22 protein-coding genes are annotated in these 25,854 nt (G+C 70.0%); 9 read left to right on the forward strand and 13 right to left on the reverse strand.

Annotated elements, in window-relative coordinates:
• Positions 1-97 precede the first annotated feature (97 nt).
• Complete coding sequence (gene repC / locus IQ782_RS24350; protein ID WP_194137272.1) at positions 98-1,261, forward strand: plasmid replication protein RepC; 1,164 nt, start codon at positions 98-100, stop codon at positions 1,259-1,261.
• A gap of 95 nt (positions 1,262-1,356) precedes the next feature.
• Here repC and IQ782_RS24355 read toward each other — a convergent pair whose 3' ends face one another.
• Positions 1,357-1,830, reverse strand: coding sequence for a MaoC family dehydratase (locus tag IQ782_RS24355; RefSeq protein ID WP_194137273.1), 474 nt, complete (start codon positions 1,828-1,830; stop codon positions 1,357-1,359).
• A 155-nt stretch (positions 1,831-1,985) separates the two neighbouring features.
• Between IQ782_RS24355 and IQ782_RS24360 the strand changes: the two genes are divergently transcribed.
• From IQ782_RS24360 to IQ782_RS24370, 3 genes are all read left to right on the forward strand, one after another.
• Positions 1,986-2,951, forward strand: coding sequence for an ABC transporter substrate-binding protein (locus IQ782_RS24360; RefSeq protein ID WP_194137274.1), 966 nt, complete (start codon positions 1,986-1,988; stop codon positions 2,949-2,951).
• Positions 2,948-3,574: an ATP-binding cassette domain-containing protein gene (locus IQ782_RS24365; protein ID WP_194137275.1), complete on the forward strand. Its 627-nt coding sequence runs from the start codon at positions 2,948-2,950 to the stop codon at positions 3,572-3,574. Before IQ782_RS24360 ends, IQ782_RS24365 begins: the two co-directional genes overlap by 4 nt.
• A gap of 126 nt (positions 3,575-3,700) precedes the next feature.
• Positions 3,701-5,389, forward strand: coding sequence for an aspartate-alanine antiporter-like transporter (locus tag IQ782_RS24370; RefSeq protein WP_194137276.1), 1,689 nt, complete (start codon positions 3,701-3,703; stop codon positions 5,387-5,389).
• A gap of 73 nt (positions 5,390-5,462) precedes the next feature.
• On the opposite strand, the gene IQ782_RS24375 is transcribed toward IQ782_RS24370, so the two are convergent.
• A complete protein-coding gene (locus tag IQ782_RS24375; RefSeq protein WP_194137277.1) occupies positions 5,463-6,887 on the reverse strand; it encodes an inorganic phosphate transporter in 1,425 nt (474 codons plus the stop codon).
• Positions 6,888-7,159: 272 nt separating this feature from the next.
• Between IQ782_RS24375 and IQ782_RS24380 the strand changes: the two genes are divergently transcribed.
• The 3 genes from IQ782_RS24380 (at position 7,160) to IQ782_RS24390 (ending at position 9,898) form a co-directional block, all read left to right on the forward strand.
• Positions 7,160-8,275, forward strand: coding sequence for a DUF8173 domain-containing protein (locus IQ782_RS24380; RefSeq protein ID WP_194137278.1), 1,116 nt, complete (start codon positions 7,160-7,162; stop codon positions 8,273-8,275).
• 203 nt (positions 8,276-8,478) lie between these two features.
• The gene (locus tag IQ782_RS24385; RefSeq protein ID WP_194137279.1) at positions 8,479-9,084 is read left to right on the forward strand and encodes a DUF1326 domain-containing protein; all 606 of its coding nucleotides are present in this window, start codon (positions 8,479-8,481) and stop codon (positions 9,082-9,084) included.
• Positions 9,085-9,097: 13 nt separating this feature from the next.
• On the forward strand, positions 9,098-9,898 hold the full coding sequence (locus IQ782_RS24390; protein ID WP_194137280.1) for a DUF2182 domain-containing protein: 801 nt from the start codon (positions 9,098-9,100) through the stop codon (positions 9,896-9,898).
• On the opposite strand, the gene rsgA is transcribed toward IQ782_RS24390, so the two are convergent.
• The gene (rsgA, locus tag IQ782_RS24395) at positions 9,895-10,983 is read right to left on the reverse strand and encodes a ribosome small subunit-dependent GTPase A (RefSeq protein ID WP_194137281.1); all 1,089 of its coding nucleotides are present in this window, start codon (positions 10,981-10,983) and stop codon (positions 9,895-9,897) included. The genes IQ782_RS24390 and rsgA overlap by 4 nt on opposite strands.
• Before the next feature lie 560 nt (positions 10,984-11,543).
• On the opposite strand from rsgA, the gene IQ782_RS24400 reads away from it, so the two are divergent.
• The gene (locus IQ782_RS24400; protein WP_194137282.1) at positions 11,544-13,385 is read left to right on the forward strand and encodes an FG-GAP-like repeat-containing protein; all 1,842 of its coding nucleotides are present in this window, start codon (positions 11,544-11,546) and stop codon (positions 13,383-13,385) included.
• A gap of 124 nt (positions 13,386-13,509) precedes the next feature.
• On the opposite strand, the gene IQ782_RS24405 is transcribed toward IQ782_RS24400, so the two are convergent.
• Genes IQ782_RS24405 through IQ782_RS24430 form a run of 6 tightly spaced genes read right to left on the reverse strand, consistent with a single transcriptional unit; the run spans position 13,510 to position 19,401 of the window.
• Complete coding sequence (locus tag IQ782_RS24405; RefSeq protein WP_194137283.1) at positions 13,510-14,745, reverse strand: four-carbon acid sugar kinase family protein; 1,236 nt, start codon at positions 14,743-14,745, stop codon at positions 13,510-13,512.
• Between the two features lies 1 nt (position 14,746).
• Positions 14,747-16,012 carry a ribulose-bisphosphate carboxylase large subunit family protein gene (locus tag IQ782_RS24410; RefSeq protein WP_194137284.1) on the reverse strand — a complete coding sequence of 422 codons (1,266 nt, stop codon included), beginning with the start codon at positions 16,010-16,012 and terminating at the stop codon, positions 14,747-14,749.
• Between the two features lie 8 nt (positions 16,013-16,020).
• Entirely contained in the window at positions 16,021-16,560 is a 540-nt protein-coding gene (locus IQ782_RS24415; RefSeq protein WP_194137285.1) for a VOC family protein, read from the reverse strand.
• An 8-nt stretch (positions 16,561-16,568) separates the two neighbouring features.
• The gene (locus IQ782_RS24420; protein WP_194137286.1) at positions 16,569-17,846 is read right to left on the reverse strand and encodes a TRAP transporter large permease; all 1,278 of its coding nucleotides are present in this window, start codon (positions 17,844-17,846) and stop codon (positions 16,569-16,571) included.
• Positions 17,843-18,388 carry a TRAP transporter small permease gene (locus IQ782_RS24425; RefSeq protein WP_194137287.1) on the reverse strand — a complete coding sequence of 182 codons (546 nt, stop codon included), beginning with the start codon at positions 18,386-18,388 and terminating at the stop codon, positions 17,843-17,845. The genes IQ782_RS24420 and IQ782_RS24425 overlap by 4 nt, the downstream gene beginning before the upstream one ends.
• The gene (locus IQ782_RS24430; protein WP_194137288.1) at positions 18,388-19,401 is read right to left on the reverse strand and encodes a TRAP transporter substrate-binding protein; all 1,014 of its coding nucleotides are present in this window, start codon (positions 19,399-19,401) and stop codon (positions 18,388-18,390) included. The genes IQ782_RS24425 and IQ782_RS24430 overlap by 1 nt, the downstream gene beginning before the upstream one ends.
• Before the next feature lie 158 nt (positions 19,402-19,559).
• Between IQ782_RS24430 and IQ782_RS24435 the strand changes: the two genes are divergently transcribed.
• On the forward strand, positions 19,560-20,585 hold the full coding sequence (locus IQ782_RS24435) for a LacI family DNA-binding transcriptional regulator (protein ID WP_240989543.1): 1,026 nt from the start codon (positions 19,560-19,562) through the stop codon (positions 20,583-20,585).
• Positions 20,586-20,639: 54 nt separating this feature from the next.
• Here the strand turns inward: IQ782_RS24435 and IQ782_RS24440 are convergent, their stop codons facing one another.
• The 4 genes from IQ782_RS24440 to IQ782_RS24455 all read right to left on the reverse strand — a co-directional run bounded on the left by IQ782_RS24440 (position 20,640) and on the right by IQ782_RS24455 (position 25,232).
• The gene (locus tag IQ782_RS24440; protein WP_194137290.1) at positions 20,640-21,986 is read right to left on the reverse strand and encodes a PepSY-associated TM helix domain-containing protein; all 1,347 of its coding nucleotides are present in this window, start codon (positions 21,984-21,986) and stop codon (positions 20,640-20,642) included.
• 84 nt (positions 21,987-22,070) lie between these two features.
• A complete protein-coding gene (locus tag IQ782_RS24445) occupies positions 22,071-22,502 on the reverse strand; it encodes a hypothetical protein (protein WP_194137291.1) in 432 nt (143 codons plus the stop codon).
• A gap of 67 nt (positions 22,503-22,569) precedes the next feature.
• Positions 22,570-23,598, reverse strand: a complete 1,029-nt coding sequence (gene adhP / locus IQ782_RS24450; protein ID WP_194137292.1) for an alcohol dehydrogenase AdhP — start codon at positions 23,596-23,598, stop codon at positions 22,570-22,572.
• 149 nt (positions 23,599-23,747) lie between these two features.
• Positions 23,748-25,232, reverse strand: a complete 1,485-nt coding sequence (locus IQ782_RS24455; protein WP_240989544.1) for an MDR family MFS transporter — start codon at positions 25,230-25,232, stop codon at positions 23,748-23,750.
• Between the last annotated feature and the right edge of the window lie 622 nt (positions 25,233-25,854).

Raw genomic sequence — 25,854 nt, forward strand, 5'->3', positions numbered from 1 at the left:
CGAAAGTAGCACTTTGAGTTAGCCGCCAGCGCCGTTCCCTGTCAACTCCGCATCACGGTGTGGGGCCGGAAATTTGTTGTCTTTCGTGAAAAAACACATGTTGGACACGTCCCGATCCCCAGTCGGGCGGCCGCTATCGGCTTGCCTGACGGCGCAGGTCGGCTCCCACGACAAGTGGGCGCTGCTGCGCGACCTGACCACCGCCGCCGAGGCCTATGGCCTGGGTCATCGTCCGCTTTCGGTGCTGAAGGCGCTGCTCAGCTTCTGGCCCGAGCGCGCCCTTCCCGGCGCGCCCGGTGCGGCCATCGTCTTCCCCTCGAACCGCGCGCTGGCCGAACGGCTTTCGGGGATGCCCGAGAGCACCCTGCGGCGGCATCTCGCGGCGCTGGTCGAAAGCGGCGTTGTCAGCCGTCACGACAGCCCCAACGGCAAGCGCTTCGCGCGCCGCGCCGGGGCGCAGATCGGCATCGCCTTCGGCTTCGACCTGTCGCCCCTCGCCCGCATGGCCTCTGCCCTGGAGCGGGCCGTCACCGAGGCGACCCTGCGCCGCGAACGCATCGCCGTGCTGCGCGCCCGGCTCGGCATGCTGCGCCAGCGGCTGCTCGATCACGGGGCCGCGGCAGAGCAGCTCGAGGCCGCGCGCCTGCTGCTGCGCCGCAAGTGCTCGGAAACGGATCTGGCCGAGATCGTCGGCCGTCTCGAGGCGGCGCTGCCCGCCGATCCCGCGCCCGAAACCGCCCCCGAAACCGCCCCTGAAACCACCGTCGCGATGGCTGCCGACTCCGCGCAACTGAGCGCCAGCAACAGCCAGAATGAGCGGCACATACAGGAATCAGATAGATCTCTTTCTGACTCTGAAGGCGCGACCCCGGACAGGGCAGCCAGGCTGGACAGCGGTGCGACGGCAGAGAAAGACGCGCGGCTGACCCTGCCGATGGTCGCCGAAACCTGCCAAGAGTACCGGGCCTTCTTCCCCGATGCGCCCAAGGGCTGGCAGGAGCTGGTGGCGATCTCGCACAGGCTGGCGCCGATGATGGGGATCGAACCGCCGGTGCTGCACGAGGCGCAGCGGATCATGGGTCCGGAGCGCGCCGCGGCAACCTTGCTGTGCCTGCTCGAACGCCACGCGGACATCCGCAAGCCCGGCGCCTACCTGCGACGGCTGACACAGCTTGCCCGCCGGGGCGGATTCTCGGTCTCGGCGATGCTTTCGGCGCTGAACCAGCGGGACCGGGCGGGAAATTGTCAGCTGACAATCTGAAAAACGGCCTAGTTTCAGAGGTTTGTAAAATGCCTGTGCTGACAATTTCCCAAGGGAGGCAAGACCTTCGCCCCAACCGCGGGGCGTGCGGCCGTTCAGTCCGCCCCGCGCGCGAACATCACCATGCGCGACACCAGCCGCTGCCGGGGCTCGCCATGCTGGTTCAGCGTCAGCGTCTCGACGGTGACCATCGCCCGGCCCGGACGCGAGCGCGAGGGGGTGATCTCGGTCACGGTGCTTTCCACGTGCAGCACGTCCTCGGCACGGGTCGGCTTGGGCCAGGTCAGCTCGACCCCGGCACCGATCAGCCCCTTGGCAATCGGCATCGCGGCGACGAAGAGCTTCATGGTGATCGCCGCGGTGTGCCAGCCGCTCGCCGCCAGCCCGCCGAACAGCGAGTCCTGCCCGGCCGCCTCGTCGAGGTGGAAGGGCTGCGGGTCGAACTGGCTCGCGAAGCTCTTGATCTGCTCGGCGTCGAGCGCGTGCTCGCCGCTGACGAAGCGGTCGCCGACGGCGATGTCCTCGAGATAGAGCGTGCGCGTGTCCTGGGGGCTGCTGGTGTCCGTCATCTGCGGGCCTTTCTGGGTCGGTCGGATCGCGCCATATGAGGCGAGCGGCGCGGCAAGGTCCAGCCCGCGTCTTCGGCGGGACAAGCGGCGGGGTTATGCGCTACATCTTGCACATAGCCGCCGCAGGAACGGCGGGAGGAGGAGGGAGACGGACCATGAAGAAAGTTCTGACCGCGCTGGCCCTGGCCTGCGCCGGGGCATTGCCAGCCGTCGCGCAGGAGCTGCCGGTGATCCGCGCCGCGGTGCTGAAGATCGGCACGGTGAACTGGGAACTGGACACCATCGTGGCGCAGGGCTTCGACAGGGCGCATGGCTTCCGGCTCGAGATGGTGCCCTATGCCGACAACGGCGCGACGCGCATCGCGGTCGAGGGCGGGGCCGCCGACATGGCGGTGGCCGACTGGATCTGGGTGGCACGGCAGCGCGCGGCGGGCATGGACTACGTCGTGGTTCCCTATTCTCGCGCGGTCGGCGGTCTGCTGGTGCCGGAAGGATCGGCGGCCGAGACGCTGGCCGATCTTGCCGGGGGACAGATCGGCATCGCCGGCGGGCCGCTCGACAAGTCGTGGCTGATCCTGCGCGCCTATGCGCAGCAGGAATACGGCATGGACCTCGCCGCCGAGACCGAGCAGGTGTTCGGCGCGCCGCCGCTGATCTTCAAGGCGGGGCTCTCGGGGGACTACGCCGGGGCGGTGAACTTCTGGCACTTCCTGGCGAAGATGAAGGCCGCGGGGATGCGCGAGCTGATCTCGGTCGCGACCGCCTCCGAGGCGCTGGGGCTCGATCCCGACGTGCCGCTGCTCGGCTATTACTTCAAGGGCGATTTCCTCGCCGCGCATGAGGGCCTGGCGCAGGCCTTCTACGAGGCGAGCCGCGACGCCAAGGCGGCGCTGTCCAGCCAGGATGCCGCCTGGGAGGCGCTGCGGCCGCAGATGAACGCCGCGGACGAGGCCGAGTTCGCCGCGCTGCGCGCCGATTGGATCGCCGGTATCCCGGCGCGCGGCCCGGTGGATGGGGCCGCCGCCGACCGGCTGCTGGCGCTGATGGCCGAGCTTGGCGGGGCCGATCTGGTGGGGCAGGCGGATCACCTGCCCGAGGGTCTCTTCGCGGAGGTCCGGTGACCCGGCACCCGCGCCCCGCCGCGGTCCAGGTCGCGATCCGCCGCAAGCGCTTCGGCGAGACCCTGGTGCTGCGCGACGTCGCCTTCACCGTGGCGCGCGGCGAGACCGTGGCGCTGCTTGGCCCCTCGGGCATCGGCAAGTCGACGCTGCTGCGCATCGTCGCCGGGCTCGACCCGGAGTTCGAGGGCGAGGTGCTGCGCCCGGCACGACAGGCGCTGGTGTTCCAGGAGCCGCAGCTTCTGCCCTGGCGCAGCGCCCTGCAGAACCTGCGGCTGGTGCATCCCGAGCTGAGCGAGGGCGCGGCGCAGGCGATGCTGGACCGGGTCGGGCTCGAGGGCCGCGGCGGGGCCTTTCCGCGCAGCCTGTCGCTCGGCCAGCAGCGGCGGCTGTCGCTGGCGCGGGCCTTTGCCGGGCGGCCCGAGCTGCTGGTGATGGACGAACCCTTCGTCTCGCTTGATCCGGCGCGGGCCGAGGCGATGCTGGCGCTGACCGAGACGCTGATCGCCGAGACCCGCCCGGCGGTGCTCTTCGTCACCCACGCACTGGCCGAGGCCGAACGGCTGGCAACCCGCATCCTCGAGCTCGATGGCGAGCCCGCGACGCTGATCCAGTCCCGGCGCTGAGGACGGCGAAAAGCCGCGCGGCAGGGCGCAGATTCCGGTTGCGGCGCGGGCCGCGGTTCCCGAGGATTGGCGCAGCAATTTTGATCCAATGCCTTTTGCACCCTGCGCCACCACGGGAGCGCGCTCATGACCTTCGTCATCGATTTCCTGCTCGCCCAGCCCGAGCTGACCGTGTTCCTCACCATCGCGCTCGGCTATGCCTTCGGAACTTTGCGGATCGGCGATTTCTCCTTCGGGCCGGTGGCCGGGGCGCTGTTTGCCGGGCTGATCATCGGCCAGATCGGGGCGGTGCCGATCTCGGACATGGCCAAGAGCCTGCTCTTCGACCTGTTCCTCTTCGGGGTCGGCTATTCGGCCGGTCCGCAGGTTCTTCAGGCGCTGCGGCGGATCGGGGCGGGGGCGGTGCTGCTGGCGCTGGTGGTCAGCGGCACGGGGCTGCTGGCGGCGCTGCTCGCGGCGCGGATCGGCGGCTTCGATCCGGGGCTCGGGGCCGGGATGATGGCCGGGGCGCTGACCCAGAGCCCGGCGATCGGCGCGGCCGGCGAGGCGATCGCGCATCTGCCGCTGGACGCGGAGCGGCGCGCGCTGCTGACCTCGCATGTCGCGGTGGGCTACGCGGTCTGCTACATCATCGGCTCGACCGCGGCGATCTGGTTCTGCAGCTACATGGGGCCGAAGCTGTTGGGCATCGACCTGCCGCGCGAGGCGCGCGAGCTTGGCCGCAGCCTGGGTCTCGGCGAGGATCGCACGGGCATCATTCCAGGCTACCAGCGCTTTCCCTTCCGCGCCTACCGCCTGCCGCCGGACTCGCCGGTGGTCGGCCAGCGCCTGGGCGAGGCCGAGGCCGACTTTGCCAGCTTTCGCATCCATGTGCTGCGCCTGCGCCGCGCCGGGGCCCTGATCACGCCCGACCTCGACACGGTGCTGCACGCCGGCGACATCCTCGCGGTCAGCGGCCAGGCGCGGGGGGTGATCGAGCTGCTGGCCGGTGCCTCGGAGGAGGTTGCCGACGAGGAGCTGCTGGACCTGCCGTTCCGCGCCACCGGCGTCATGATCACCCGCGACGAGATCGCCGGCATGTCGCTCGGCACTCTGGGCACGCGGGACTGGGCGCGGGGCATGTACCTCGAGGGGCTGTCCCGCGCCGGTGTCGCGCTGCCGGTGGCGCCGGGGCTGGTGCTGGAGCGCGGCGACATCCTGAAGTTCATCGGCCCGCGCGACCTGCTGGACGAGACCATCGCGCGGGTCGGGCGCGAGGTCACACCGCCGAAGGCGACCGACGTGGTGGTGCTGGGGCTGATGGTCTTTCTTGGCGGGCTGGTCGGCGCTCTTGTCCATGTCAGCGTGCTGGGCATCGAGATCCGCCTTGGCAGCAGCGTCGGTATCCTGCTGGCGGGGCTGGCCACCGGCTACCTGAGCAGCCGCTTCCCGCGCTTCGGCCAGATCCCCGAGGGCGCGGTCTCGCTGATGACCACGCTGGGGCTCGCGGCCTTCATCGCCATGGTCGGCCTGCAGGCGGCACCGGACCTTGGCCCGGCGTTGAAGGCCGCCGGGCTGCTGCTGCCGGCGCTGGCCTTCGTGGTGGCGGTGCTGCCGCTGCTGGCCGGGACGCTGTTCGGGCATTTCGTGCTGAAGATGAACCCGGTGGTGCTGTTCGGCGGGCTGGCGGGGGCGCAGACGGCAACCCCGGCGATGGCGGCGGTGCAGGCGCGGGCGCAGAGCGCCTTGCCGGTGCTGGGCTACGCGCCGACCTATCCGGTCTCGCAGGTGCTGCTGACGCTCTGGGGCAGCCTGATGGTGTCGCTGCTGGCGTGAGCGGCGCGTGTGCCAGCCGGTCAGGAGAGGAGGTGGGGTATCATAAAACCCCAATCAGGCTCTGACAGGCGCGTTAGACCAGCATCACGTGCAGCAGCAACGCCACCGAGAAGGACAGCATGATGGTGCCGGGCAGGGTGGTCACCCAGGCGATCAGGATGCGCGAGACCGTGTCCATCTGCACCCGGTCGCCCGAAGATTGCACCGCCCCGGCCACGCCCGAGGTCAGCACATGGGTGGTGGAGACCGGCGCGCCGCCGAAATCCGCCGCGCCGATCGAGGCCATGGCGGCCGCCTGCGCCGCCAGCCCCTGCGCCGGGCTCATGTGCTTGTCGCCCATCTTCTCGCCCAGCGTCTCGACGATGCGCTTGTAGCCGACCATCGTGCCCGCGCCGAGCGCGACGGCCGAGAGCATCACCAGCCAGGTGGGCACCTTCTCGATCAGCCGGGACATGGCGTCATAGGCGTCGTTCAGCTTGCGCAGTTCCGAGGGGGTGAGGACCTCGGTCAGGAAGGGATTGTCGAGCGCGGTGCCGAGCGTCTGGTGCACATCGAGGATCTCGCTGCGGAAGCGGATGCGCTCCTGTTCCGAGATCACCTCTCCGGAAAAGTCGCGGTCGGCCATCTCGCGCAGGTGCAACAGCTGCGCGCGGTAGAGCGCCGCCTGCGGCACCTCCGGGTCGGTGAGATGCGCATCCACCACGTCGCGCAGCTCGGCGATCACCTCGAGCGTGCGGGTGTAGCTGGCCTCGTGCCGCACCGGGTCGATGGCGAAGACGCCGGGGGCCAGCCCCATCAGCGCCATCAGCATGAGGCCGATGGATTTCTGCCCGTCGTTCGAGCCGTGCAGGAATGACACCCCCGCCGCCCCGGCGATCAGGCTGAGGCGGATGCCGCGCGGCGGGCGGATGCCCTCGGCATGGGGGCGGTAGATCTCGGGGCTGCGGATGACCAGGCGGATCAGCTTGTAGAAAATCCAGGCCATCGCGAACCCGAAGACCGGCGAGATCAGCAGCGTGACGAGGATCTTGCGGCCCTCGTGCAGGTTGAGCTGCTCGGCCACCGGCGCGCCGACCAGCAGCGCATGGGCCATCGACACGCCGATCACCGCGCCGATGTAGGTGTGGGTGGTCGAGTTGGGGATGCCGAAATACCAGGTCGCGAGGTTCCAGCAGACCGCCGTGCCGATCAGCGCCAGCATCAGCGCCGCCTCGTGCAGCGTGTTGATCCCGGCGATCATCTCGGTGGGCAGCAGGAAGACGATGGAGAAGGCCACCGCCGTGCCGCCGAGGATCACCCCGAGGAAATTCATCACCGCCGCCATGACGATGGCCTGCACCGGTTTCAGCGCGTTCGAGTAGATCACCGTGGCGACCGCGTTGGCGGCATCGTGAAAGCCGTTCACCGCCTCTTGCAGCACGATCAGCACGAAAACGAGGATCAGGGTCAGCGTTGCGGCTTGCGGCAGGCTCCGCAGAATTTCCTCGGCAGCGGTCATCGGCGGTCCGTTCTACAATAGGGTCTTCGGAAATATGGCCGCGCGGCAGCAGGCGGGCGCGGCAGGAGAAATGATCCAATCGCGGAGCAGGCTAGTGGGGCGGGCGAGTCGGCGAAAGCCCCGTCTGCCCGGCGCAGCGGGGCAGGGGGGCAGCAGAGCATTGCCGCGCGCGGAAGCGCAGGGGCCTTTCGGCCCCGCGCATTGACCTGTCGCAAGGCGGAGGGGCGAAAGGCGACCCTAGGATAGCGGGACTCGCGACAGGGAGAGGACCCATGCGACGACTGCGACTGTGTGCCGTGCTGGCCGCCGGCCTGCTCTCGGGACCCGCTCTGGCGGAGGACGAGGGGGCAGCTTTCGACATCGGCGCGGATGCCTTCCGCGCGGGCCGGGCGGTGGCGCTCGAACGTCCCGGCACGGATGATCTGTTCATGGCCGGCGAGACCGTCTCTGTGACCGAGGGCATCTCGGGCTCGGCGCATCTGGCCGGGCGCGAAGTGACGGTGGACGCCGCGGTGGGCGGCGATCTCTACGCCGCGGGCGAGCGGATCACGCTGCGCGGCGCTGTGTCGGGCGACGCCACGCTCTTCGGCCGGGCGCTGCGCGTGGCGGGGGTTGGCGGCGACCTGCGCGCCGCGGGATCGGAGCTGGAGATTGACGGCCCGGTGTCCGGCTACGCGATGCTTGCGGGCGAAGAGGTCCGCTTCGACGCGCAGGTTTCGGGCGACGTCAGTCTCGCGGCGGAACAGGTGGACTGGGGCGAGGCGGCCCGCATCGGCGGGCAGCTGACGGTCTACGAGAAGACGCCCGGCACGCTGGAAGTGCCGGAGGGGGTCGCCCCCGAGAGCCGCATCGCGCGCCGCGAGGTCGAGGACTGGGAAGGTCCTCGGCCGCCGAGCTGGCACCGCGCCGTCGTCGGCTTCCTGCTCGGGGTGGTGGGTATTGCCGCGCTTGGGGCGCTGATCGCCGCGCTGGTGCCCGAGCGGCTGGCCGAGATGCGCCGGCAGATCCTCGACCGGCCGTTCCATACGCTCTGGCTGGGCTTCGTGACGCAATCGGCGGTGATCGGGGCGGGGGTGCTCTTTGCGCTGACGCTGATCGGCCTGCTTCTGACCCCGGCGATGGCGCTGCTGGCGGTCGCGGGGGGCTTTGCGGGCTACGTGGTGGCCGCCTATGCGTTCGGCGTGGGCCTGTTCCTCGCCTTCGGACGCGACGAGCCACGGAGCATCGGCGAGCGCTCCGCCGCGGCAGGGCTCGGGGCGCTGGTGGCGGGCGTGATCGGGCTGATCCCCTTCCTCGGCTGGCTCTTCGTGCTGGCGCTGGTGCTGACCGGCGTCGGGGCGATCACCCTGCGTGTCATCCGCCCGGCGTTCTTTGTCGGCGACGAATAGCGCGCGGCCTCCGGTCGGCCCGGCCGGTCGGACCCGCTGACACGGACCGGCTGACACGGAGCGGGCGATTCACGTCGCGGCCGATCCGTGTTACCCTGTGGCTGGGCAAGGAACCCGGACAAGTACCTGTCGCAGCGTTTCGCGACGCATAAGGCATTGTCTTGGCGCTGCCGCGGGGCAGCCTATTCCTGGGGGGACTTCCCATGGCCTATTCGATCGAGGGCGACCTTCTCGAGGTCTGCAACTGCAACGTGCTCTGCCCGTGCTGGATCGGCGAGGATCCGGACCACGGCTATTGCGACGCGACGCTGGCCTACCGGATCAATTCCGGCGAGGTGAACGGCGTGGACATGCGCGGCGTGGTGATCGCCGGGGTCGGCAAGATCCCCGGCAACGTGCTGGCCGGGAACTGGAAACGCCAGCTCTACGTCGACGCCAGCGCCAGCGACGCGCAGAGCGCGGCGGCGATCGACCTGCTGCAGGGCCGGCTCGGCGGGCCGATGGCCGACCTCGCGCAGCTCATCGGCGAGGACCTCGAGCCCAAGCGCGCGGCCATCACCTTCACCCTCTCCGAGGGCAAGGGGGTGCTGAAGATCGACGGCGTGCTCGAGGCCGAGATGGAGCCCTACCGCGGCCCCACCGGCGAGGTCACCACGCTGAACGAGAGCATCTTCACCACCATCCCCGGCGCGCCCGCCTACGTCTCGAAGGCCGAGTATTTCCGCGTGGACGATCCGGGCGTGGGCATCAAGCTGGACATCGAGAAGACCAACGCGATCCAGGGCGCCTTCCGCTTCGAATTTGCCTGACGCGGGGGCGGAGATGCGCAGCCTCATGCACCGCCGGGCCTTCTACGGGATCGGGCTGGCGCTGGCGGCGCTGGCCTGGCTGCTGCTCTGGCTCTGGTCGCAGAGCCCCTACGGGCGCTACCTCGACCACGGCGACTGGACGCAGATCGGGATCGCCGGGGCGATCTGCGCCGCGCTGCCCTTCGGCGAGACGCTGCTGCCGGCGGCGCTCTACGTGCTGGGCTGGGTGCTGATGCTCGGCGCGATGATGCTGCCGACGGTGCTGCCGATCCTCGATGTCTACGCGCGGCTGGTGCGGCGCCGGCCGGACCGGCTGGCGCTGATCGGGCTGGTGATCTGCGGCTATCTCGCCGCCTGGCTGCTGTTCGGCGCGGCGGCGCATCTGGCCGATCTGGGGCTGGCGGCGCTGGTGCGGCGCAGCGACTGGCTGACCTTCAACGGCTGGGCGCTTGGCGCGGCGGTGATCGCCGGGGCGGGGGCGTTCCAGTTCTCGGACCTCAAGCGCCGCTGCCTCGAGCGCTGCCGGATGCCGATGAGCTTTGTCATCGAGCACTGGCAGGGCCGCCGCGACCATCTCAACGCCGCCCGGCTGGGCTGGCGGCACGGGCTGTTCTGCGTCGGTTGCTGCTGGGCGCTGATGCTTCTGATGTTCGTCATCGGCACCGGCAACCTTGGCTGGATGCTGCTGCTGGGCGGGGTCATGGCGGTGGAGAAGAACTTTGCCTGGGGCCGCCGGATCAGCACGCCGCTCGGTCTTGGGCTGCTGGGCTGGAGCGCGGCGCTGATCGCCGTGAACCTCTGGGGGCTCGGTTAGCGCTTGCGCCGCGACGTCTCCTTCATCACGCCGCGCACCATCTTGCCGAAGGCGCGGTCCTTGCCGCGGCGCTCCGACAGGCTGGCGGAGTTGAAGGCATCCTCGGCCTTGAGCTTGCGCCAGCGTGCCAGCCGCGCCGGTTCGACGCCGCCGCTGTCCAGCGCGGCCTGCACCGCGCAGCCGGGCTCGGTTTCATGCTGGCAGTCGCGGAAGCGGCAGCCCGCCGCCAGCGCCTCGAGATCCTCGAACAGCTCGGCGATGCCGGCGGCGGCGTCGGTCAGCTGCAGCTCGCGCATCCCCGGCGTGTCGAGCAGCAGGCAGCCGCCCGGCACCGGGTGCAATTCGCGGTGGGTGGTGGTGTGCCGACCCTTGGCGTCATCCTCGCGGATCGCCTGCGTGGCGATCGCCTGATTGCCCGAGAGCGCGTTGGTCAGCGTCGATTTGCCCACCCCGGAGGAGCCGACGAAGGCCACGGTGCGGCCGGGGCGGCACCAGTCGGCGAGCGCTGCCGCCGGGGCCGCGCCGCGGGCGTCGAGCGCCACCACCGCCACCCGGTCCGAGAGCGTGCGGGCCTCGGCGGCATAGGGGGCGGGATCGGTGACGAGATCGGTCTTGGTCAGCACGATGACCGGCTCGATCTCGGCGTCAAAGGCCAGCGCCAGGTAGCGTTCGAGCCGCGCGAGGTTGAAATCCTGGTTGCAGGAGGTGACGACGAAGAGCGTGTCGATATTGGCGGCGATCAGCTGCACCTGCCGGTCATGGCCCGGCGCGCGGCGCTTCACCAGGCTGGCGCGCTCCAGCACGCGGCTGTTGCGGGGCAGGGCGCGGTCGAGCAGCAGCCAGTCGCCGACCGTCGCCTCGGGGCCGGGCGGGATCAGCTCCTCGATGCCGTCGCCGACCACCTGCAGGCCGCCGCGGTGCACCGAGAGCACGCGCACCGGCGGTGTCTCGGTCAGCGCCGTCGCGTCGATCTGCTGCGCGAAGAACGGCCGCCAGCCGAGCGCCTCGAGCGCCGAGCGGGCCGGCGCCGCCGCGGGCTGCGCCTTGGAACTGCCGGGAAGGAATGCCGAGTAGTCGCGGACCATGAATCGCCCTGTTGCTTGCCTTGTTGGCGTCGGAAGTGACCCGGTCGATCATGCCACAGCGGCGCAGCGGCCGGAACTGTTTCGATGCAGCCGGGGCGCGCCCTGTGGCGTCCGGGAAGCAGCGTCCTGCCCGGCCGCCTTGGCGCCCGGCCCGGCCTGCGCAAAGAACCGCCGATCGCGAGTGCCGAGTTGACGGGTGCGTCGCGGAGGCGCACTCTGGGCCGGTATTATTTCAAATCCATTTTATTACATGAATTACATGCGGAGGCAGATATATGCCTGCAATACAAACCACTCCCTCTGTCTTTGATTTCCCCGAATTCGCCTTCACCGCGGCCCTCGGGCCAGGGCTGACCGAGGCAGAATCCCTCAGCATAGCAAGCGGATTTGCGGTGTCCTCCAATCCTCACGCCTCTGGCGGGGCCTATTTGCAGGCCAATGCAGCGACCTCGCGCGCGGGGGGCATTTTTTCCGGACCGGCCGGACTTTACGATATAAATCTGAGCTATTTCGATGAAAGCGACGGCATATCATATATCGAAGTCCTGGTGAATGGCGGGGTGGTCGCCGCATTCGATTGGGACAGCCCGAGCGGGACCGCCATCGTCACCCGCGCCGCGGCGGCCAGTCACGCGATCGAAGCGCTGGTGCTGGCACCGGGCGACGTGATCGAACTGCGCGGCGCGCGGGATGGCGGCGAGCCCTTGCGCACCGATGCCATCGAGATCCTGGCCAGTGCCGCCCCGGCGCTTGGCGACAGCTTCGTGATCGAGGCAGAAGACCTGCAGATCCTCTCGGGGTTCAGCCTTGGTAGCAACGGCGCGGCCTCGGGCGGGCAGACCCTGCAATCGCAGGGCGGCGGCATGGCGCGCGCCAGCTACACGGTGCAGCAGGCCGGGACCTTTGATCTGACCGTGGGCTATTTCGACGAGACCGACGGGGTCTCGACGTTGCAGGTTCTGGTGAACGGGGGGATCGTCGCGGATTTCGACTGGGATGCGACCGGCGGCGCGTCCATCGCCAGCACCGCCAGCCGCGCAACGCATCTGATCGAGGGGCTGGAGCTGCACGCCGGTGACGTGATCCAGCTGGCGGGGCAGGGCGATGGCGGTGAGCCGCTGCGCGTCGACTACCTTGAATTCACCTCGGTTCCGGCATCGCCGCCCGATCTGTGGTATGTTCGCGATGGGGAACTCCACGTCGCGCTGAACGATGGCAGCGGCACTTTCACCGAGCTGCCCACGGGCATTCTGGACGGCGGCCACCCGAGCGAAAAGGCCCATTACGCCGTGGACTGGGACGGCGACGGCGATCTCGACTTTCTCGAGGTCGCCTTTCCCGATCCGGCCGCGGCGCTGCCCGACCCGATCCCCGACGAGCTGGTCTTCAACCTGAGCGCCAAGGTCTACGAGAACGACGGCTCCGGCGGCTTCAGCGAGGCCAGCGCGGTGACCGAGGCCTTTTCGATCCCGCTCGACGGCGTCTATGGCCGGACCGGCGACGAGCTGCGCTACATTCTCAATTTCGGCGAGGCCGGGGATCTCGACAACGACGGTGACATCGATTTCACCGCGACCTCGGTGGCCGGCCAGGAGCTGATCCTCTTCCTGAACGACGGCGACGACAGTTTCACCAAGACCGTGGTGCCCTTCCCGCCGGAATTCACCTGGGGCGAGCTGACCGAGGGCGGGGCGGATGTCTACCTGTCGGACATCAACGGCGACGGGATCCTTGATCTGCTGTTCAGCATCGACTGGGAGTTCAGCAACACGCTGATCATGATCTCGGACGGGGCGGGGGGCTATGACGTCACCGGCCTCTACGGGGCCAGCGACGACGGCAACGGCTTGCAGATCCCGGCGGATCTGGACGGCGACGGCGATCTCGACGTGCTTTTCGTGGCGGTCAGCGACGGCGGCGGCGTCTATGCCTATCTCAGCGACGGCACCGGGGCGCGGCAGGATGCGGGCGGCTCTTTCCCGTCGCTGGTGAGCGGCGAACTGAACGGCGTGGGGCTGTTGCAGATCGGCAATTTCGACGGCACGCCGGGGGCGGAGATGATCAGCGCCTCGATCGACGATCCATCTGTCGGGCTGCCCGCGGGGCTGCGCGTGATCGATTTCGTGCCGGTGGGAAATTCGGTCGACCTGGTACAGGGCTCGCTCGATCCCGCGATCACCGGGCAGCTGACGGCGCAGGGCGATTTTGACGGCGATGGCGATCTCGACCTGATCCTGACGACCGAAACCGCCGGTCCGGAGAGCCAGGTTTTCCTGCTGGTCAATGACGGCGCGGGCAATTTCACGCTTGGCGACGCGTTGGTTCCGAGCGTCACGGGGCTGAACCCCTATTCCTTCGCCTACGTGAGCGCCGGAGAGTTCGGCGACCTTCCGGTGGTCTGAGACGGGTTGCGGGGGCCCGGTTGCGGAACCGGGCACCACGCGGGGACGGGGGCACCGCACCCCCGGTTGCCGGCCGCGCCAAGGCGCGGCCGGTATTCTTTTGCGCCGGGGCGCAGGGCGGCTGTCAGCCCTGCCGCGTGGCGGCGAAACGGTCGAAGAGATCCGCCGCCCCCATCTGCCCGCCCTTGAGCATCACCCGCATCCGGTCGCGGCGCGGGTCTGCGTGGCTGGCGGCGCAGATGCAGACGCCGGGGCCGAGGCTGCGCTCGTAGGCCAAAGCGCCGAAGCCGAGGCGCACGCAGATGCGGCTCGAGGTGTCGCCCCCTGCAAGGCCGAGGTAGCCGACCTCGGCGCGCTCCAGCACGTCGGCGACGAAATCGGCGCAGCGGTCGGCCAGCGCGTCCGGGGACAGCCCGTAGTCGGCCTCGGGCAGCAGGTGCACGAGCGTCGGGGTGCCGCCGCGCAGCCGCTCGGCGGCGGGCTCGATGAGCGTGCCTTGCCGCAGTGCCTCGGGGGACAGGGCAAGCGGGGTATAGGCGCGGGCCGCCGCGACCTGCGCGGCGGTGGTGGACGAGCGGCTGCCGGCGAAGAGCAGCAGGTTGCGGGACGCCGGGGCGGGGCAGGGGGGCTCGGGCCGCGCGTCTTCCGCGCCCGCGCCGAGGATCTCGGCCACCGAGCTGGCCCCGATCAGCAGCTGCCGCCCGCCGGCAAGGCGCAGCGCCTCGGCGATGCGCGGCAGCTCCTCGGGGCGGGTGACGTCGATCAGCGCGGGACCCCTGCGCAGGGTGTCGGCCACCGCCTGTGGATCGCCCAAGTCGGGGAACGCGACGAGCGCCAGCCGCTCCAGCCCCTGCGCGGCGAGGTGCAGGCGCAGGTCGGCCTCCTGCATGGGGGTGACGGGGTGGCGGCGCATCACCGGGTGGCGGTCGATGCGATGGGTCGCGCCGTCGGGGCCGCGGGCGAAGAGCGTGCCGAAGGCGCAAATGCGCCCGAGGCTGGGCTGACCGCCGATCACCGCCACCACCTCGGGCGCGAAGCGGGCGATCAGCGCCTGCGCCGCCGCGCCGATGGAGCCGACATGCGGCGCGGAATCGAAGGTCGAGCAGACCTTGAGGTGCAGCACCTGCGGGTCTTCGGCGGCGATGCGCGGCCAGAGCGCGGCGATCTCGGCCCGCGCCCGCGCGGGCGGCAGCGAGCGCAGGTCGGTGGGCAGGCCAAGTACATCGAGCCCGCGGCTTTCGGCATCGCCGACCACCATGCGTGCGCGCAGCCCGGCGCGGGCATAGGTGGCAAGGCTGTCCGAGGCACCGGTGAAATCGTCACCGACGAAGACGATGCCCGGTCCGGGTCCGGCGCCCATCTCAGCGCTTTCCGAAGAAGTCGAGCGCCGCGACCAGAGCCGGGCGGGTCGATGCGCCCTCGGCCAGCGTGCCCCCCTCTTGCAGCACCGCGTAGGCCTCGCGCAGCGAGGCGATGCCCGCCGCCGGTCCCTGCGGGTGGGCGAGGATGCCGCCGCCGCACATGAACATCAGGTCGGGCGATTGCGCCGCGTCGAGCGTCTGCGGCAGGGTGCCGGCCCATTGGCCCGAGGAGAAGGCGGGCATCACGCGATCATCCGGGCCGCCGGTGCAGAGCGGCGCGAGACAGGCGCGGGCGGCCTCGGTGACCTCCTCGGCGGTGTCGATGAACTTGCCGCCGATGCCATGCACATGCATGTGGTCGATCCCGGCGAGCCGGTAGAGCGCGTGGTAGGCCTGAAAGCCCATGCCGAGCAGCGGGTGGCGGCTCATCGCGCCGAAGCCGTTGCGGTGCGCGTGGATGGCGAGCGGCGTGTGGGCGCGCAGGCTTTCCATGCCCGACAGGCCGCACCAGTTGAGGCTGGCCATGACGCACGACCCGCCCTCGGCCGCCACCAGATCGGCATGGCGGCGCATGGCGTCGGTCTCGTCGGTGATGTTGAAGGCCATCATCACCTTGCGCCCGGTCTTGTCCTGCCACTTGCGGATCACCGCCATGACGGCGGGCACGCGCAATTCCAGCGGCGCGATGTCGGGGTCGGCGCAGATCTCGTCATCCTTGATGAAATCCACCCCGGCGGCGCAGAGCTGATCCACGAGCGCGGCGATCTGCTCGGGGCGCATGCCGACGTTGGGCTTGATGATCGTGCCGAAGATCGGCGTGCCCTGAACGCCGAGGCTGTCGCGGGTGCCCGCGATGCCCTGCGCCGGCATGTGGTAGCGGGCGCGGTAGGCGGCGGGGATTTCCAGCGACAGCAGCTTGAGCCCGGTGATCTCGCCGATGTCGTAGAGGTTGCCCGAGACCGTCGCCGCCAGCGTCGGCAGGTTCCGCCCGATGTTGGCCGCGGGGTAGGCGATGCGCACCCGTGCCCGGCGGTAGGGGCCGGAGGGCTGCTTGCGGGCGACATAGGCTGAATGCAGCGTGGGGCTCTCCACGCTGTCCAGCTCCTCGATCGAGAGCACCTCGGCGGCGGCGCGGGCGCGCAGCTCGTCGGTTTCCCCGGCGACGCGCACGAAGGTGCCCGAGCTTTGCTCGCCCGCCATCATCGCCGCCACCTCGGCCAGCGGGTAGGGGGTTTCCAGCAGGTAGTCGGCGATGATCCGGTCCATGCGTTGCCTCAGAGCTTGCTGAGATCCGGGAAGGGGCGCACCGGGTCCGAGCCGTCCCATCCCTCCGAGGCCGCGCGGATCATGTCGAACATGGTGCCCTTGGGCCCGAGAACCTCGGAGAGCTCGATGCAGGTGCCCGGGTGATGCTCCTCGGCGAAATAGGCGAAGCGGCCGTTCTGGCCGACGCAGCCCGACATCTTCAGGGTGAAGCCGCGGTCGAGCATCATCTGGAGGTCGGCGTCGTACTGCTTGGTCCAGAAGGCCACGTGCTGCAGGCCGCGCAGGCCTTTCTGCATGTAGTCGCGGTACATCGAGGGCACGTCGTTGCGGGTCTGGATCAGCTCGACCTGCATCTCGCCGGAGTTGGCCAGCGCCACGGAGTTGTGCGGCTGGTAGCTCTGGCCGTCGTAGAGATACTCCTCGATCGGCACCTGCGGATTGTAGAACCACGGGCCGACGCCCATGGTCTCGGACCAGTATTTCATGCCCGCCTCGATGTCGTCGACGACGTAGCCGAGCTGGCGGATGGGGCCAAGAAGGGTGCTCATGGGGAACCTCAGTTCATCAGGATTTGGGGGAGCCACGTGGACAGCGCCGGCACGGCGGAGACCACGAGCAGGGACAGGAGCAGCGGGATGAAGAAGGGCATCACCCCGGCGATCACCTGGGTGATCGGCATGCGCGCGATGATCGAGATCATGTAGAGGCTCATGCCCACCGGCGGCGTCAGCAGGCCGATCATCAGGTTCAGCACGAAGACGATGCCGAGCTGCAGCGGATCGACCCCGGCGGCGGTGAGCGCGGGCGCCACGATCGGCGCGATGATCAGGATCGCCGCGATGCTTTCCAGCGCCATGCCGACGACCAGCAGCAGGATGTTCACCAGGAAGAGCAGCACCAGCGGGTTCTCCGACACGCCAAGCAGCAGCGCCGAGACCTTCATCGGCACCTGGTCGAGCGTCAGCACCCAGGCGAAGAGCGCGGCGGTGGCGACGACGAAGAGGATGTTGGCGCTGGCCTCGACGGTCTCGCGCAGGGCGCCCACCACGGCGCGTCCGGTGAGGCTGCGGTAGATGGCAAAGCCGATGAAGAGCGCGTAGGCGACGGTGACGCCGGCGACCTCGGTGGGGCCGAAATAGCCGCTCATCAGCCCGCCGATCAGCAGCACCGGGGCCATCAGCGCGGGGAAGGAGATCACCGCCTTCTGGGCGATTTCGCGCGGTTTCGCGCTGACCTCGTCGCGGGGCAGCCCCTTGACGCGGGCCATGATCGCCACCTGCGCCATCAGCAGCGCGGTCAGCAGCAGCGCCGGGATGATGCCCGCCAGCAGCAGCTTCACCGCCGAGACGTTGGCGACCGAGGCATAGATGATGATCGGGATCGAGGGCGGGAAGATCGGGCCGATGGTGGCGGCGGCGACGGTGAGACCGGCGGCGAACTCCTTGCGGTAGCCCTGCGCGGTCATCTGGTTGATCTGGATCGCGCCGAGCGCGCCGATGTCGGCCAGCGCCGCGCCCGAGACGCCGGAGAAGATCAGCGAGACGAAGACGCTGACCTGCGCCACCGCGCCGCGGATGCGGCCGAAGAGCATGCGCACGAGGTCGAAGAGATGGGTCGTCACGCCCGTCGCGTTGAGCAGCGCGGCGGCGAAGATGAACAGCGGCACGGCCAGCAGCGGCGAGCTGTCGAGCGCGTTCAGGCTGCGCTGCGCCAGCACCGAGACCGGCAGGCCCTCCATCACGATGACCACGGCGGCGGACAGGCCCAGGCACACGGCGATCGGCGCGCCGAGTGCAAGCAGCACGGCGAAAAGGCTCAGGAGGATCAGGCTCATGTGGGTTGTCCGGTCTCGTCGCGGTGGTCGTGGAAGGCGGCGCTGGGGTCGCGGCGGCGCAGGGCGCCACAGACGCGGTGCAGCGCGACGGCGCAGAGGAAGAGGCTGCCGGTCAGCGCGAGGCTGTAATAGACCCAGTTCGGCACGCGCAGCGCCGGGGTCAGGAACTTGCCGGCGCGGGGCAGGAACTCGGCAAAGCTCCAGAGCATCAGCGCGGCGAAGGCGAGGGTCGCCAGGTCAGCCAGCAGGATCATGAACTGGCGCGGTTTCGGTTTCGCCATGTCGGGCAGCATGGTCACCGCGACCATCACCTGCCGTCCGGCCAGCGCCGGGATCGTGACGAAGACCATGCCGATGCAGGCAAAGCGCGCCAGCTCGTCGGCCCAGGGCAGCCCGAGGTCCATGAAGTTGCGCGCCGCCACCTGCAGCACCACCAGCACGGCCATCAGCGCCAGCAGCGCCATGCCGAGCCAGACGCCCGCATCGGTGAGCCGCGCGAGGATCGCGCGGCTCTTGGGTACATCGGGGGACGTGCCCGGCATCAGGCGACCGCCGCGATCTTGGCGTAGAGATCGCCGTATTCGCCGCCGAAGCGCTCCTCGACCAGCTTGGAGACCGAGGCGCGGAAGGCCTCGAGGTCGAGCCCGTCGGCCTCGCCGATCACCGTCATGCCGAGGTCGCGCAGCTTCTGCGTCTCGGATTCCTCGTTGTCGAGGATCGCCTTGGTGGCCTTCTCGCGGGTCTGCAGCGCGGCTTCACGCACCGCGTCCTGCTCGGTGCCGGACATGCCCTGCCAGGTGTCCTCGTTCATCACGACGACCTCGGCGTTCGACATGTGGCCGGTCAGCATGAGATGCGACTGCACCTCGTAGAGCTTGACGTTGAGCACCACGTTGACCGGGTTCTCCTGCCCCTGCACGACGCCGGTGGCCAGCGCGGTCGGCACCTCGGACCAGTCGACCGGCACGGCGACGGCGCCCATGCCCTCGACGGCGGTGGTGTAGATCGGGAAGGGCACGGCGCGGATCTTCACGCCCGCGAGGTCCTCGGGGGACATCACGGCCTTGTTGCAGGTCAGGTTCCGGCGGCCGAAGTAATGCGCGTAGATGACGCGGACGTTGGCGGCGGCGATCAGCCCCTCGTTCAGCTCCTGCATCACCGGGCCGTCGACGTCGGTCACCTTCATCAGGTGGTCCACGTCACGGTAGAGATAGGGCGTGTCGAGCGCGGCGAAGGGCTGGTAGAGCGAGCCGAGCGCACCGGCGGTATTGTGCGAGAAGGCGATGGTGCCGAGCGAGACCGCCTCGGCCAGCTCCTGCAGCTTGCCCAGCTGGCTGTTGGGGAAGACCTGCACTGCGATGTCCCCGCCCGAGGTCTGGCCGAGCGCCTCGGCGAACCAGTCGGCCTGCGCGCCGGCGACCGAGGCGACCTCGTTGTTGTGACCGTAGCGCAGGGTGGTGGCGGCGAAGGCCGGGCGCGCGATGAACGGCGCGGCCAGCGCACCGGCGCCGGTGAGCAGCAGGCTGCGGCGCGTGAGTCCCTTGGGGGTCTGCATCTGATCTCCTCCCTAGAAATTTGATGCGTTTTGATGTGCGATTTTCGAAGTTTTCCGCGACATATGCGGTAAATCGTGGGTCTTGACGAAAGCTACTGTTTCAGAGCAGCATTCGTCAAAGCAAATATAATGATGGGTTTTGAGGTGTCCTGATGGGAATGGACGGGGATCAACCGGTGGCGGACCGCCCGCAGCAGGCCGATGTGGCGGCGCGGGCCGGGGTGTCGCTGGCCACGGTTGACCGGGTGCTGAACCGCCGCAAGGGCGTCAAGGAGCGCACCCGCCAGCGGGTGCTGGAGGCGGCGCGCGAGCTGGGCTTCCTGAGCGAGCGCGAGGAGGCGGCCCTGGGCGGCGAACGGCCGCTGAACATCGTCGTGCTGCTGCCGGCGGGGTCGAACCCCTACCTGCGGCTGCTCGGCGAGCGGCTGCGCGCGAGGCTCGACAGCGCCGGGCCGGCGGGGCCGGTGCTGCGCTGCTTCTTCATCGAGAGCTTCAGCGCGCAGGCGCTGGCCGAGGCGCTGCGGCGCAACGCCGCCTGGGCCGACGGCATCGCCTTCTTCGCCATCGAGCACCCGGTGGTGCGCGAGGCGGCGGCGGAGGTGGTCGCGGCGGGCACGCGGCTGGTGACGATCGTGTCGGACCTCGGCTCGGTGCCGGGCATCGCGCATGTCGGGCTCGACAACCGCGCCGTGGGGCGCACCGCCGGGCTGCTGATCGGGCGGCTGTCCGGCGGCAGGGCAGGGGCGGTGGCGCTGGTCGCCGGCTCGCGCCACTACCGGGCGCATTCCGAGCGCGAGGCAGGGTTTCTCAGCATCCAGGAAGAGCTGTTCCCGCAGCTGCGCATCCACGGCATGCGCGAGGGTCACGACGATGCCGCCGAGAACTACCGCCACACGCTGGCGCTGCTCGAACAGGTGCCCGACCTTGTCGGCATCTACAACGTCGGCGGCTCGTCGGGCGGGATCACGCGGGCGCTGCGCGAGCAGGACCGGCAGGATGTGATCTTCGTCGGCCACGGGCTGACGCCCGACACCCGGCGGGCGGTGCTCGAAGGCACGATGGACGCGATCTTCGACCAGGATCCCGACATGCTGATCTCGCGCGCCATAGAGGGCCTGTCGGGGCCGGCCCCGGTGCAGCGGCCGCTGAAGCTGGACATCTATTTCAGCGAGAACCTGCCGTGACGAACGCTGCGTGAGAGGGGGAGGCGCCCGCCGCTGCGGGCGCTTCGCGGGCGCTCAGGCCAGGCGCCGTCGGCGGGCGCGCAGGTGCAGCGCCAGTTCCACCGCCGCCAGGCCCAGCATCGACAGGCCGACCAGCGGGAAGAACGCCCCCGCCGCCACGGCCATCAGCAGCAGACCGCGCGGGATGCGCCCGTCGGTCGGCATCTGCGGCACGCCGAGCGCCCCGGCCGGGCGGCGCTTCCACCACATCACCGCGCCCGAGACGCACAGGCCGATCATGGCGAGGCAGGCGAGCAGCAGCACGATCTGGTTGATCAGGCCCCACTCCTGCCCCATGTGCACCGAGACCCCCCATTCCGCCCAGCGTCCCAGCGTGCCGAGGTCCGCGAACCCCGCGTCGTAGAGCACCGCGCCGCTGTACTGGTCGAGGTGGATGACCCGCTCGTCGGTGATGTCGTCGGGGTAGACCGAGGCGGTGAAGACGCCCTCGGGTCCGCTCGGCATCGACACCGAGTAGCCCGGCACGAGGCCGCGCGCCTCGACGGTCCGCACCACCTCGTCGAGCGTCCGCGGGACGCCCGGCGCGGCCTGCGAGCGCGGCACCGGCTGCTTCTCGATGATCCAGGGCGCGCGGTCCACCGCCTCTGACAGCGGCACGGCCGAGACGGGCAGGCCGGACCAGTAGCCCTCGGGCATGCCGAGGCCGAGGCCGTTGGCAGTGTCGTAGAAATTGCTGCCCCAGACCCCGGACCAGGGCAGGCCGGTCATCGCCAGGAAGACGATGAAGGCGCCGGTATAGAGCCCGGTCACCGCGTGCAGGTCGCGCCACCAGGGCCGGCCGCGCCTGGCCTTGATGCGGGTGGTGCCGAGCCCCCTGCCGCGCGGCCACCACAGGTATAGGCCGGTGCCGACCAGCAGCACCATCCAGCCCGCCGCCGCCTCGATCAGCCGGTTGCCGAGCCAGCCGACGTAGTCCAGCGAGTGCAGCTTGCGCACCACGTACATCGCCGGGCTGCCCGAGGCCCCGGCGTCCCACAGGCTGCCGAGCACCTCGCCGCTGTAGGGGTTGACGTAGAGGCTGGTCTTCAGCCCGTCCGCGCCGAGGATGTCGACCTCGGCGCTGCGGTTCGCGGCGGCGGGCGGGGTATAGGCCCTGAGCGTGCCGGGGTGCGCCGCGAGCGCGGCACCGGCGATCTGCGAGGGGGCAAGCATTGCCCCCGCCGGCTCGACGAGGCGCAGCCGGCTGTAGGCGGCGTCGTTGATCTCGTCCTTGAAGAGGTAGATGCCGCCGGTCACGGCGAGGATCAGCACGAAGGGCAGGACGAGCAGCCCTGCGATGAAGTGCCAGCGCCAGACGGCGCGGTAGAGCGCGGCGGTGGCCGCGCGCGGGGATTCTGTCATGGGATCAATCCGAAAGGCCCGCCGGGGCGGGGTCTGAGAGGAGCAGGCGCAGCGCGTCAAGTCTGCGGCCTGCGGCGCAGGGGTTCAGGCCAGCGCGGGCGGGGCTCTCGGGGAATGATGCGCGTCGCGGGACTGTGCGGCGCGGTGGCGGTCGGCGCTCTGGCGCCAGCCGTCCTGGGGGATCAGCAGGCTGCCGTGGCCGTCGTGGGCCAGACGGGGCGCGCCGGGCAGGCCGTGGCAGAAGGGGCAGGGGTGGTCATGCGCCGGGTGCTCGCCGTGGCTGGCGGGATCGGCCTGCGCCGAAAGCTCGCTGTGCCCGCCGTGGCCGCTATGCCCCCTGTCATCGCTCTGCGGCGCGCAGAGATCGCCCGGCGCGAGGCCGAAGGCGCGCTCGGTGGCCAGGCGCGCCGCGACCGCCCGGTCCGGAGCCATCAGCCCGGCCGAGGTCACGCCGGTCACGGCCAGAAGAACGGCCAGGACACAGGCGAGGGCGGGAAGGGCGCGCCGGATCGACATGGCGGTGTCATGCCATGGCGCGCCGCCCCGGTGAAGCGCGATAGTGTCGCGGGGCCTTCGGCCGCGCTCAGATCTCCAGCACGATGCGGCCGTCGATCTTGCCCGCGCGCATGGTGTCGAAGATGGCGTTGATGTTCTCCAGCCGGTCCCAGCTGAAATGCGAGGCGACCTTGCCCGCCCCGGCGAAGGCCAGCGCCTCGCGCAGGTCGTTGCGGGTGCCGACGATCGAGCCGCGCACGGTGATCCGCTGCAGCACGATGTCGAAGATCGGCAGCGGGAAGTCCCCCGGCGGCAGGCCGACCAGCGCCATGAAGCCACCGCGCCGCAGCATCCCCACCGCCTGCGCGAAGGCGGCGTTCGACACGGCGGTGACCAGCACCCCATGCGCGCCGCCGACCAGCTTGTGCACCTCCTGCGCCACGTCCACCTCGGCGGCGTTGAGCGCGATCTCGGCCCCCATGCTGCGGGCCAGCGCCAGCTTGTCCTCGGCGATGTCGACGGCGATCACCCGCAGCCCCATGGCGACGGCGTATTGCACCGCCATGTGGCCGAGCCCGCCGATGCCCGAGATCGCCACCCAGTCGCCGGGCTTGGCCTCGGTCTCCTTCAGACCCTTGTAGACGGTGACCCCCGCGCAGAGCACCGGCGCGGCGGGGCCCCAGTCGAGCCCGTCCGGCAGCATCCCGACGAAATTGGCATCGGCGAGCACGAATTCGGCATAGCCGCCGTCCACCGTGTAGCCGGTCATCTGCTGGTCGGGGCAGAGCGTTTCCCAGCCGCCGACGCAATGCTCGCAGCGGCCGCAGGCGGTGTGCAGCCAGGGCGCGCCGATGCGGTCGCCCTCCTTCAGGTGGGTGACGCCCGGCCCGATCGCGGCGACCTCGCCGACGCCCTCGTGGCCGGGGATGAAGGGGGCGGTGGGCTTCACCGGCCAGTCGCCCTCGGCGGCATGCAGGTCGGTGTGGCACACGCCCGAGGCGCGCACCCGCATCAGCACCTGGCCGGGACCGACCTGCGGGACCGGCACCTCGCGGATCTCCAGCGGCTGGCCGAGCGCCGGGACGACGGCGGCCTTCATCGTCTTGGGAAGGGACATGGCTAATCTCGATTTTGCAAAATGAAGGGGGATCTCTGCGCGGCAGGAGAACGCCCTTGGGTTGCAAAATCAAGATCGCGGTCGCGGGACCGAGTGCCGCAGGGGCCGCGGCGGCGGAGCACCGCCGCCGGGGGCGTGTCAGGCCGGGCTCAGTGGCTGCCGGGCATCTGCGGTTTCACCACGGGCGGGCGGCGCACGAAGAAGCTGGCGCCGATCATCAGCAGCGCGATCAGCCCGCCCGTCAGGAAGCCCGCGCGCACCCCGGCGGCGGTGGCATCGACCAGCTCGGCGCCCGTGGCCATCTCGGTGCCGATGCGGAGCGACATGATCGACACGAAAAGCGCGATGCCCGCCGCGCCCGCCACCTGCTGCACCGTGCCGATCACCGCCGAGCCGTAGGAGTAGAGCTCTTTCGGCAGCGAGCCCAGCGAGGAGGTGAAGAGCGGGGTGAAGAGCAGCGCAAGGCCGATGCTCAGCAGCAGGTGGCTGGACAGCACCTGCCAGATGGTGCTGCCGGTCCCGAGCAGCGCCATGGAGCCCAGCCCGAGGAACACCAGCACCGCGCCGGGGATCACCAGCCGCCGTGCCCCGATCCGGTCGAAGGTGCGCCCGACCCAGGGCGCCATGAGCCCCATCGCCAGCCCGCCCGGCAGCAGCAGCAGCCCGGCCTCGAGCGGCTCCATCCCCAGCACGTTCTGCATGTAGATCGGCAAGAGGATGATCATCCCGAAGAGCGACATCATGCAGAAGGCCATCATCACCACGGCGACGCTGAACACCCGCACCCGGAAGGTGCGCAGGTCGAGCAGGGCGCGGCCCTGCGGCGCCAGCCGGACCTGCCGCGCCACGAAGAGCGCCAGCGCCACGAAGCCCACCGCCAGCGGCAGCCACACGGGGACATTGCCGCCCTCGTGCCCGGCCGCCTGACCCTCGCCCAGCGTCGAAAGCCCGTAGACCAGCCCGCCGAAGGCCAGCACCGACAGCGGCACAGAGATCAGGTCGAGCGGCGTCTTGCGCGGCTCGGTGACATTCTTCAGGCGCGCGTAGCCGAGCGCCAGCGCGCCCAGCCCGATCGGCAGCACCAGCCAGAACATCCAGCGCCAGTCCAGCAGGTTGAGGATGATCCCCGAGATGGTCGGCCCGATGGCCGGGGCCACCGAGATGACGATCGAGATATTGCCCATGGTCTTGCCGCGGCTCTCGGGCGGCACCAGCGTCATCACCGTGGTCATCAACAGCGGCATCATGATCGCCGTGCCGCAGGCCTGCACCACCCGTCCGAAGATCAGCATCCCCAGCCCCGGCGAGAGCGCGCAGATCAGCGTGCCGGTGCTGAACAGCCCCATCGCCATGGTGAAGACCGTGCGCGTGTGCAGCCTTTGCAGCAGGAAACCGGTGATTGGGATCACCACCGCCATGGTCAGCAGGAAGGCCGTGGTCAGCCATTGCGCGGCATTGGCGGTGACGTTCAGGTCCTTCATCAGCCGCGGCAGGGCGACGCCCATGATCGTCTCGTTGAGGATCACGGTGAAGGCCGAGACCAGCAGCAGCAGGATCACCAGCCGGTTGCGCGCGGCGAGGTCGGGATCGGAAACGGGGGCGGGGCCACCGGCGGAAACGGGGGAGCTCTGCATGGTCATGTTCTCTGAAGGCTGTCGGCCAAGGCGGAGGCCGGATTCCGGGTTCATGCCCGCGCCGCGGGGAACCCCTGCTTCGTAGGCCGCGAGGTGACGCGGCGCAACCCGCAAACCGCGCTGGCAGCGCGCAATCGGCAGGGCCGCGCCGGAGATCGCGGCGCTTGGACGGGCGGCGTCGGGCGCGTCTGTCGCTGGTCTGTCGCTGGTCTGTCTCGGGGAGGGGCGGGAGTGCGGCGACCCCAGGGAGGAGGAGAGGGGCCGCCGCTGAAATGCGGGGCTCAGGGAGGAGGAGAGAGCCCGGCAAATTCCGCCAGCACCGTGTCGTGCTGTTTCCCCTAGATAGGAATTGCCGCGCCGCAGCGCAAGCCTGCGCTGTGCAAAGCCGTCCTGCGCCGGATGCATGGAAGGTCGATGCCCAAGTTTGATGCATGTTTCATGCGCGGCTCGGCGGTCGTCCGCAGAATCGTCCGCGCGGCCTTGCCCCGGTGCGCGGCGCGCGCGGGGGTCCTATCGCGCAACCGGTTGGCGGGTATGCGGTGTACGCATGCTGCTTGTTATTGAGATGTTCACATTTCGCCCATAGATAGGGCGCAGGGTTCGGATTTGAGCTGAAAAGCTC

The organism is Salipiger mangrovisoli (assembly GCF_015223355.1).
Taxonomy (GTDB): Bacteria; Pseudomonadota; Alphaproteobacteria; order Rhodobacterales; family Rhodobacteraceae; genus Salipiger; species Salipiger mangrovisoli.

What these genes read in the sequence shown, in the direction of transcription:
- IQ782_RS24430 (WP_194137288.1), bottom strand. Translation starts at nt 19,401, where the DNA reads ATGCAGACCCCCAAGGGACTCACGCGCCGCAGCCTGCTGCTCACCGGC.
- IQ782_RS24445 (WP_194137291.1), bottom strand. Translation starts at nt 22,502, where the DNA reads ATGTCGATCCGGCGCGCCCTTCCCGCCCTCGCCTGTGTCCTGGCCGTT.
- adhP (WP_194137292.1), bottom strand. Translation starts at nt 23,598, where the DNA reads ATGTCCCTTCCCAAGACGATGAAGGCCGCCGTCGTCCCGGCGCTCGGC.
- rsgA (WP_194137281.1), bottom strand. Translation starts at nt 10,983, where the DNA reads ATGGTCCGCGACTACTCGGCATTCCTTCCCGGCAGTTCCAAGGCGCAG.
- IQ782_RS24380 (WP_194137278.1), top strand. Translation starts at nt 7,160, where the DNA reads ATGCGACGACTGCGACTGTGTGCCGTGCTGGCCGCCGGCCTGCTCTCG.
- IQ782_RS24440 (WP_194137290.1), bottom strand. Translation starts at nt 21,986, where the DNA reads ATGACAGAATCCCCGCGCGCGGCCACCGCCGCGCTCTACCGCGCCGTC.
- IQ782_RS24420 (WP_194137286.1), bottom strand. Translation starts at nt 17,846, where the DNA reads ATGAGCCTGATCCTCCTGAGCCTTTTCGCCGTGCTGCTTGCACTCGGC.
- IQ782_RS24370 (WP_194137276.1), top strand. Translation starts at nt 3,701, where the DNA reads ATGACCTTCGTCATCGATTTCCTGCTCGCCCAGCCCGAGCTGACCGTG.
- repC (WP_194137272.1), top strand. Translation starts at nt 98, where the DNA reads ATGTTGGACACGTCCCGATCCCCAGTCGGGCGGCCGCTATCGGCTTGC.
- IQ782_RS24385 (WP_194137279.1), top strand. Translation starts at nt 8,479, where the DNA reads ATGGCCTATTCGATCGAGGGCGACCTTCTCGAGGTCTGCAACTGCAAC.
- IQ782_RS24390 (WP_194137280.1), top strand. Translation starts at nt 9,098, where the DNA reads ATGCGCAGCCTCATGCACCGCCGGGCCTTCTACGGGATCGGGCTGGCG.
- IQ782_RS24410 (WP_194137284.1), bottom strand. Translation starts at nt 16,012, where the DNA reads ATGGACCGGATCATCGCCGACTACCTGCTGGAAACCCCCTACCCGCTG.
- IQ782_RS24455 (WP_240989544.1), bottom strand. Translation starts at nt 25,232, where the DNA reads ATGCAGAGCTCCCCCGTTTCCGCCGGTGGCCCCGCCCCCGTTTCCGAT.
- IQ782_RS24360 (WP_194137274.1), top strand. Translation starts at nt 1,986, where the DNA reads ATGAAGAAAGTTCTGACCGCGCTGGCCCTGGCCTGCGCCGGGGCATTG.
- IQ782_RS24425 (WP_194137287.1), bottom strand. Translation starts at nt 18,388, where the DNA reads ATGCCGGGCACGTCCCCCGATGTACCCAAGAGCCGCGCGATCCTCGCG.
- IQ782_RS24375 (WP_194137277.1), bottom strand. Translation starts at nt 6,887, where the DNA reads ATGACCGCTGCCGAGGAAATTCTGCGGAGCCTGCCGCAAGCCGCAACG.
- IQ782_RS24415 (WP_194137285.1), bottom strand. Translation starts at nt 16,560, where the DNA reads ATGAGCACCCTTCTTGGCCCCATCCGCCAGCTCGGCTACGTCGTCGAC.
- IQ782_RS24435 (WP_240989543.1), top strand. Translation starts at nt 19,560, where the DNA reads ATGGACGGGGATCAACCGGTGGCGGACCGCCCGCAGCAGGCCGATGTG.
- IQ782_RS24355 (WP_194137273.1), bottom strand. Translation starts at nt 1,830, where the DNA reads ATGACGGACACCAGCAGCCCCCAGGACACGCGCACGCTCTATCTCGAG.
- IQ782_RS24405 (WP_194137283.1), bottom strand. Translation starts at nt 14,745, where the DNA reads ATGGGCGCCGGACCCGGACCGGGCATCGTCTTCGTCGGTGACGATTTC.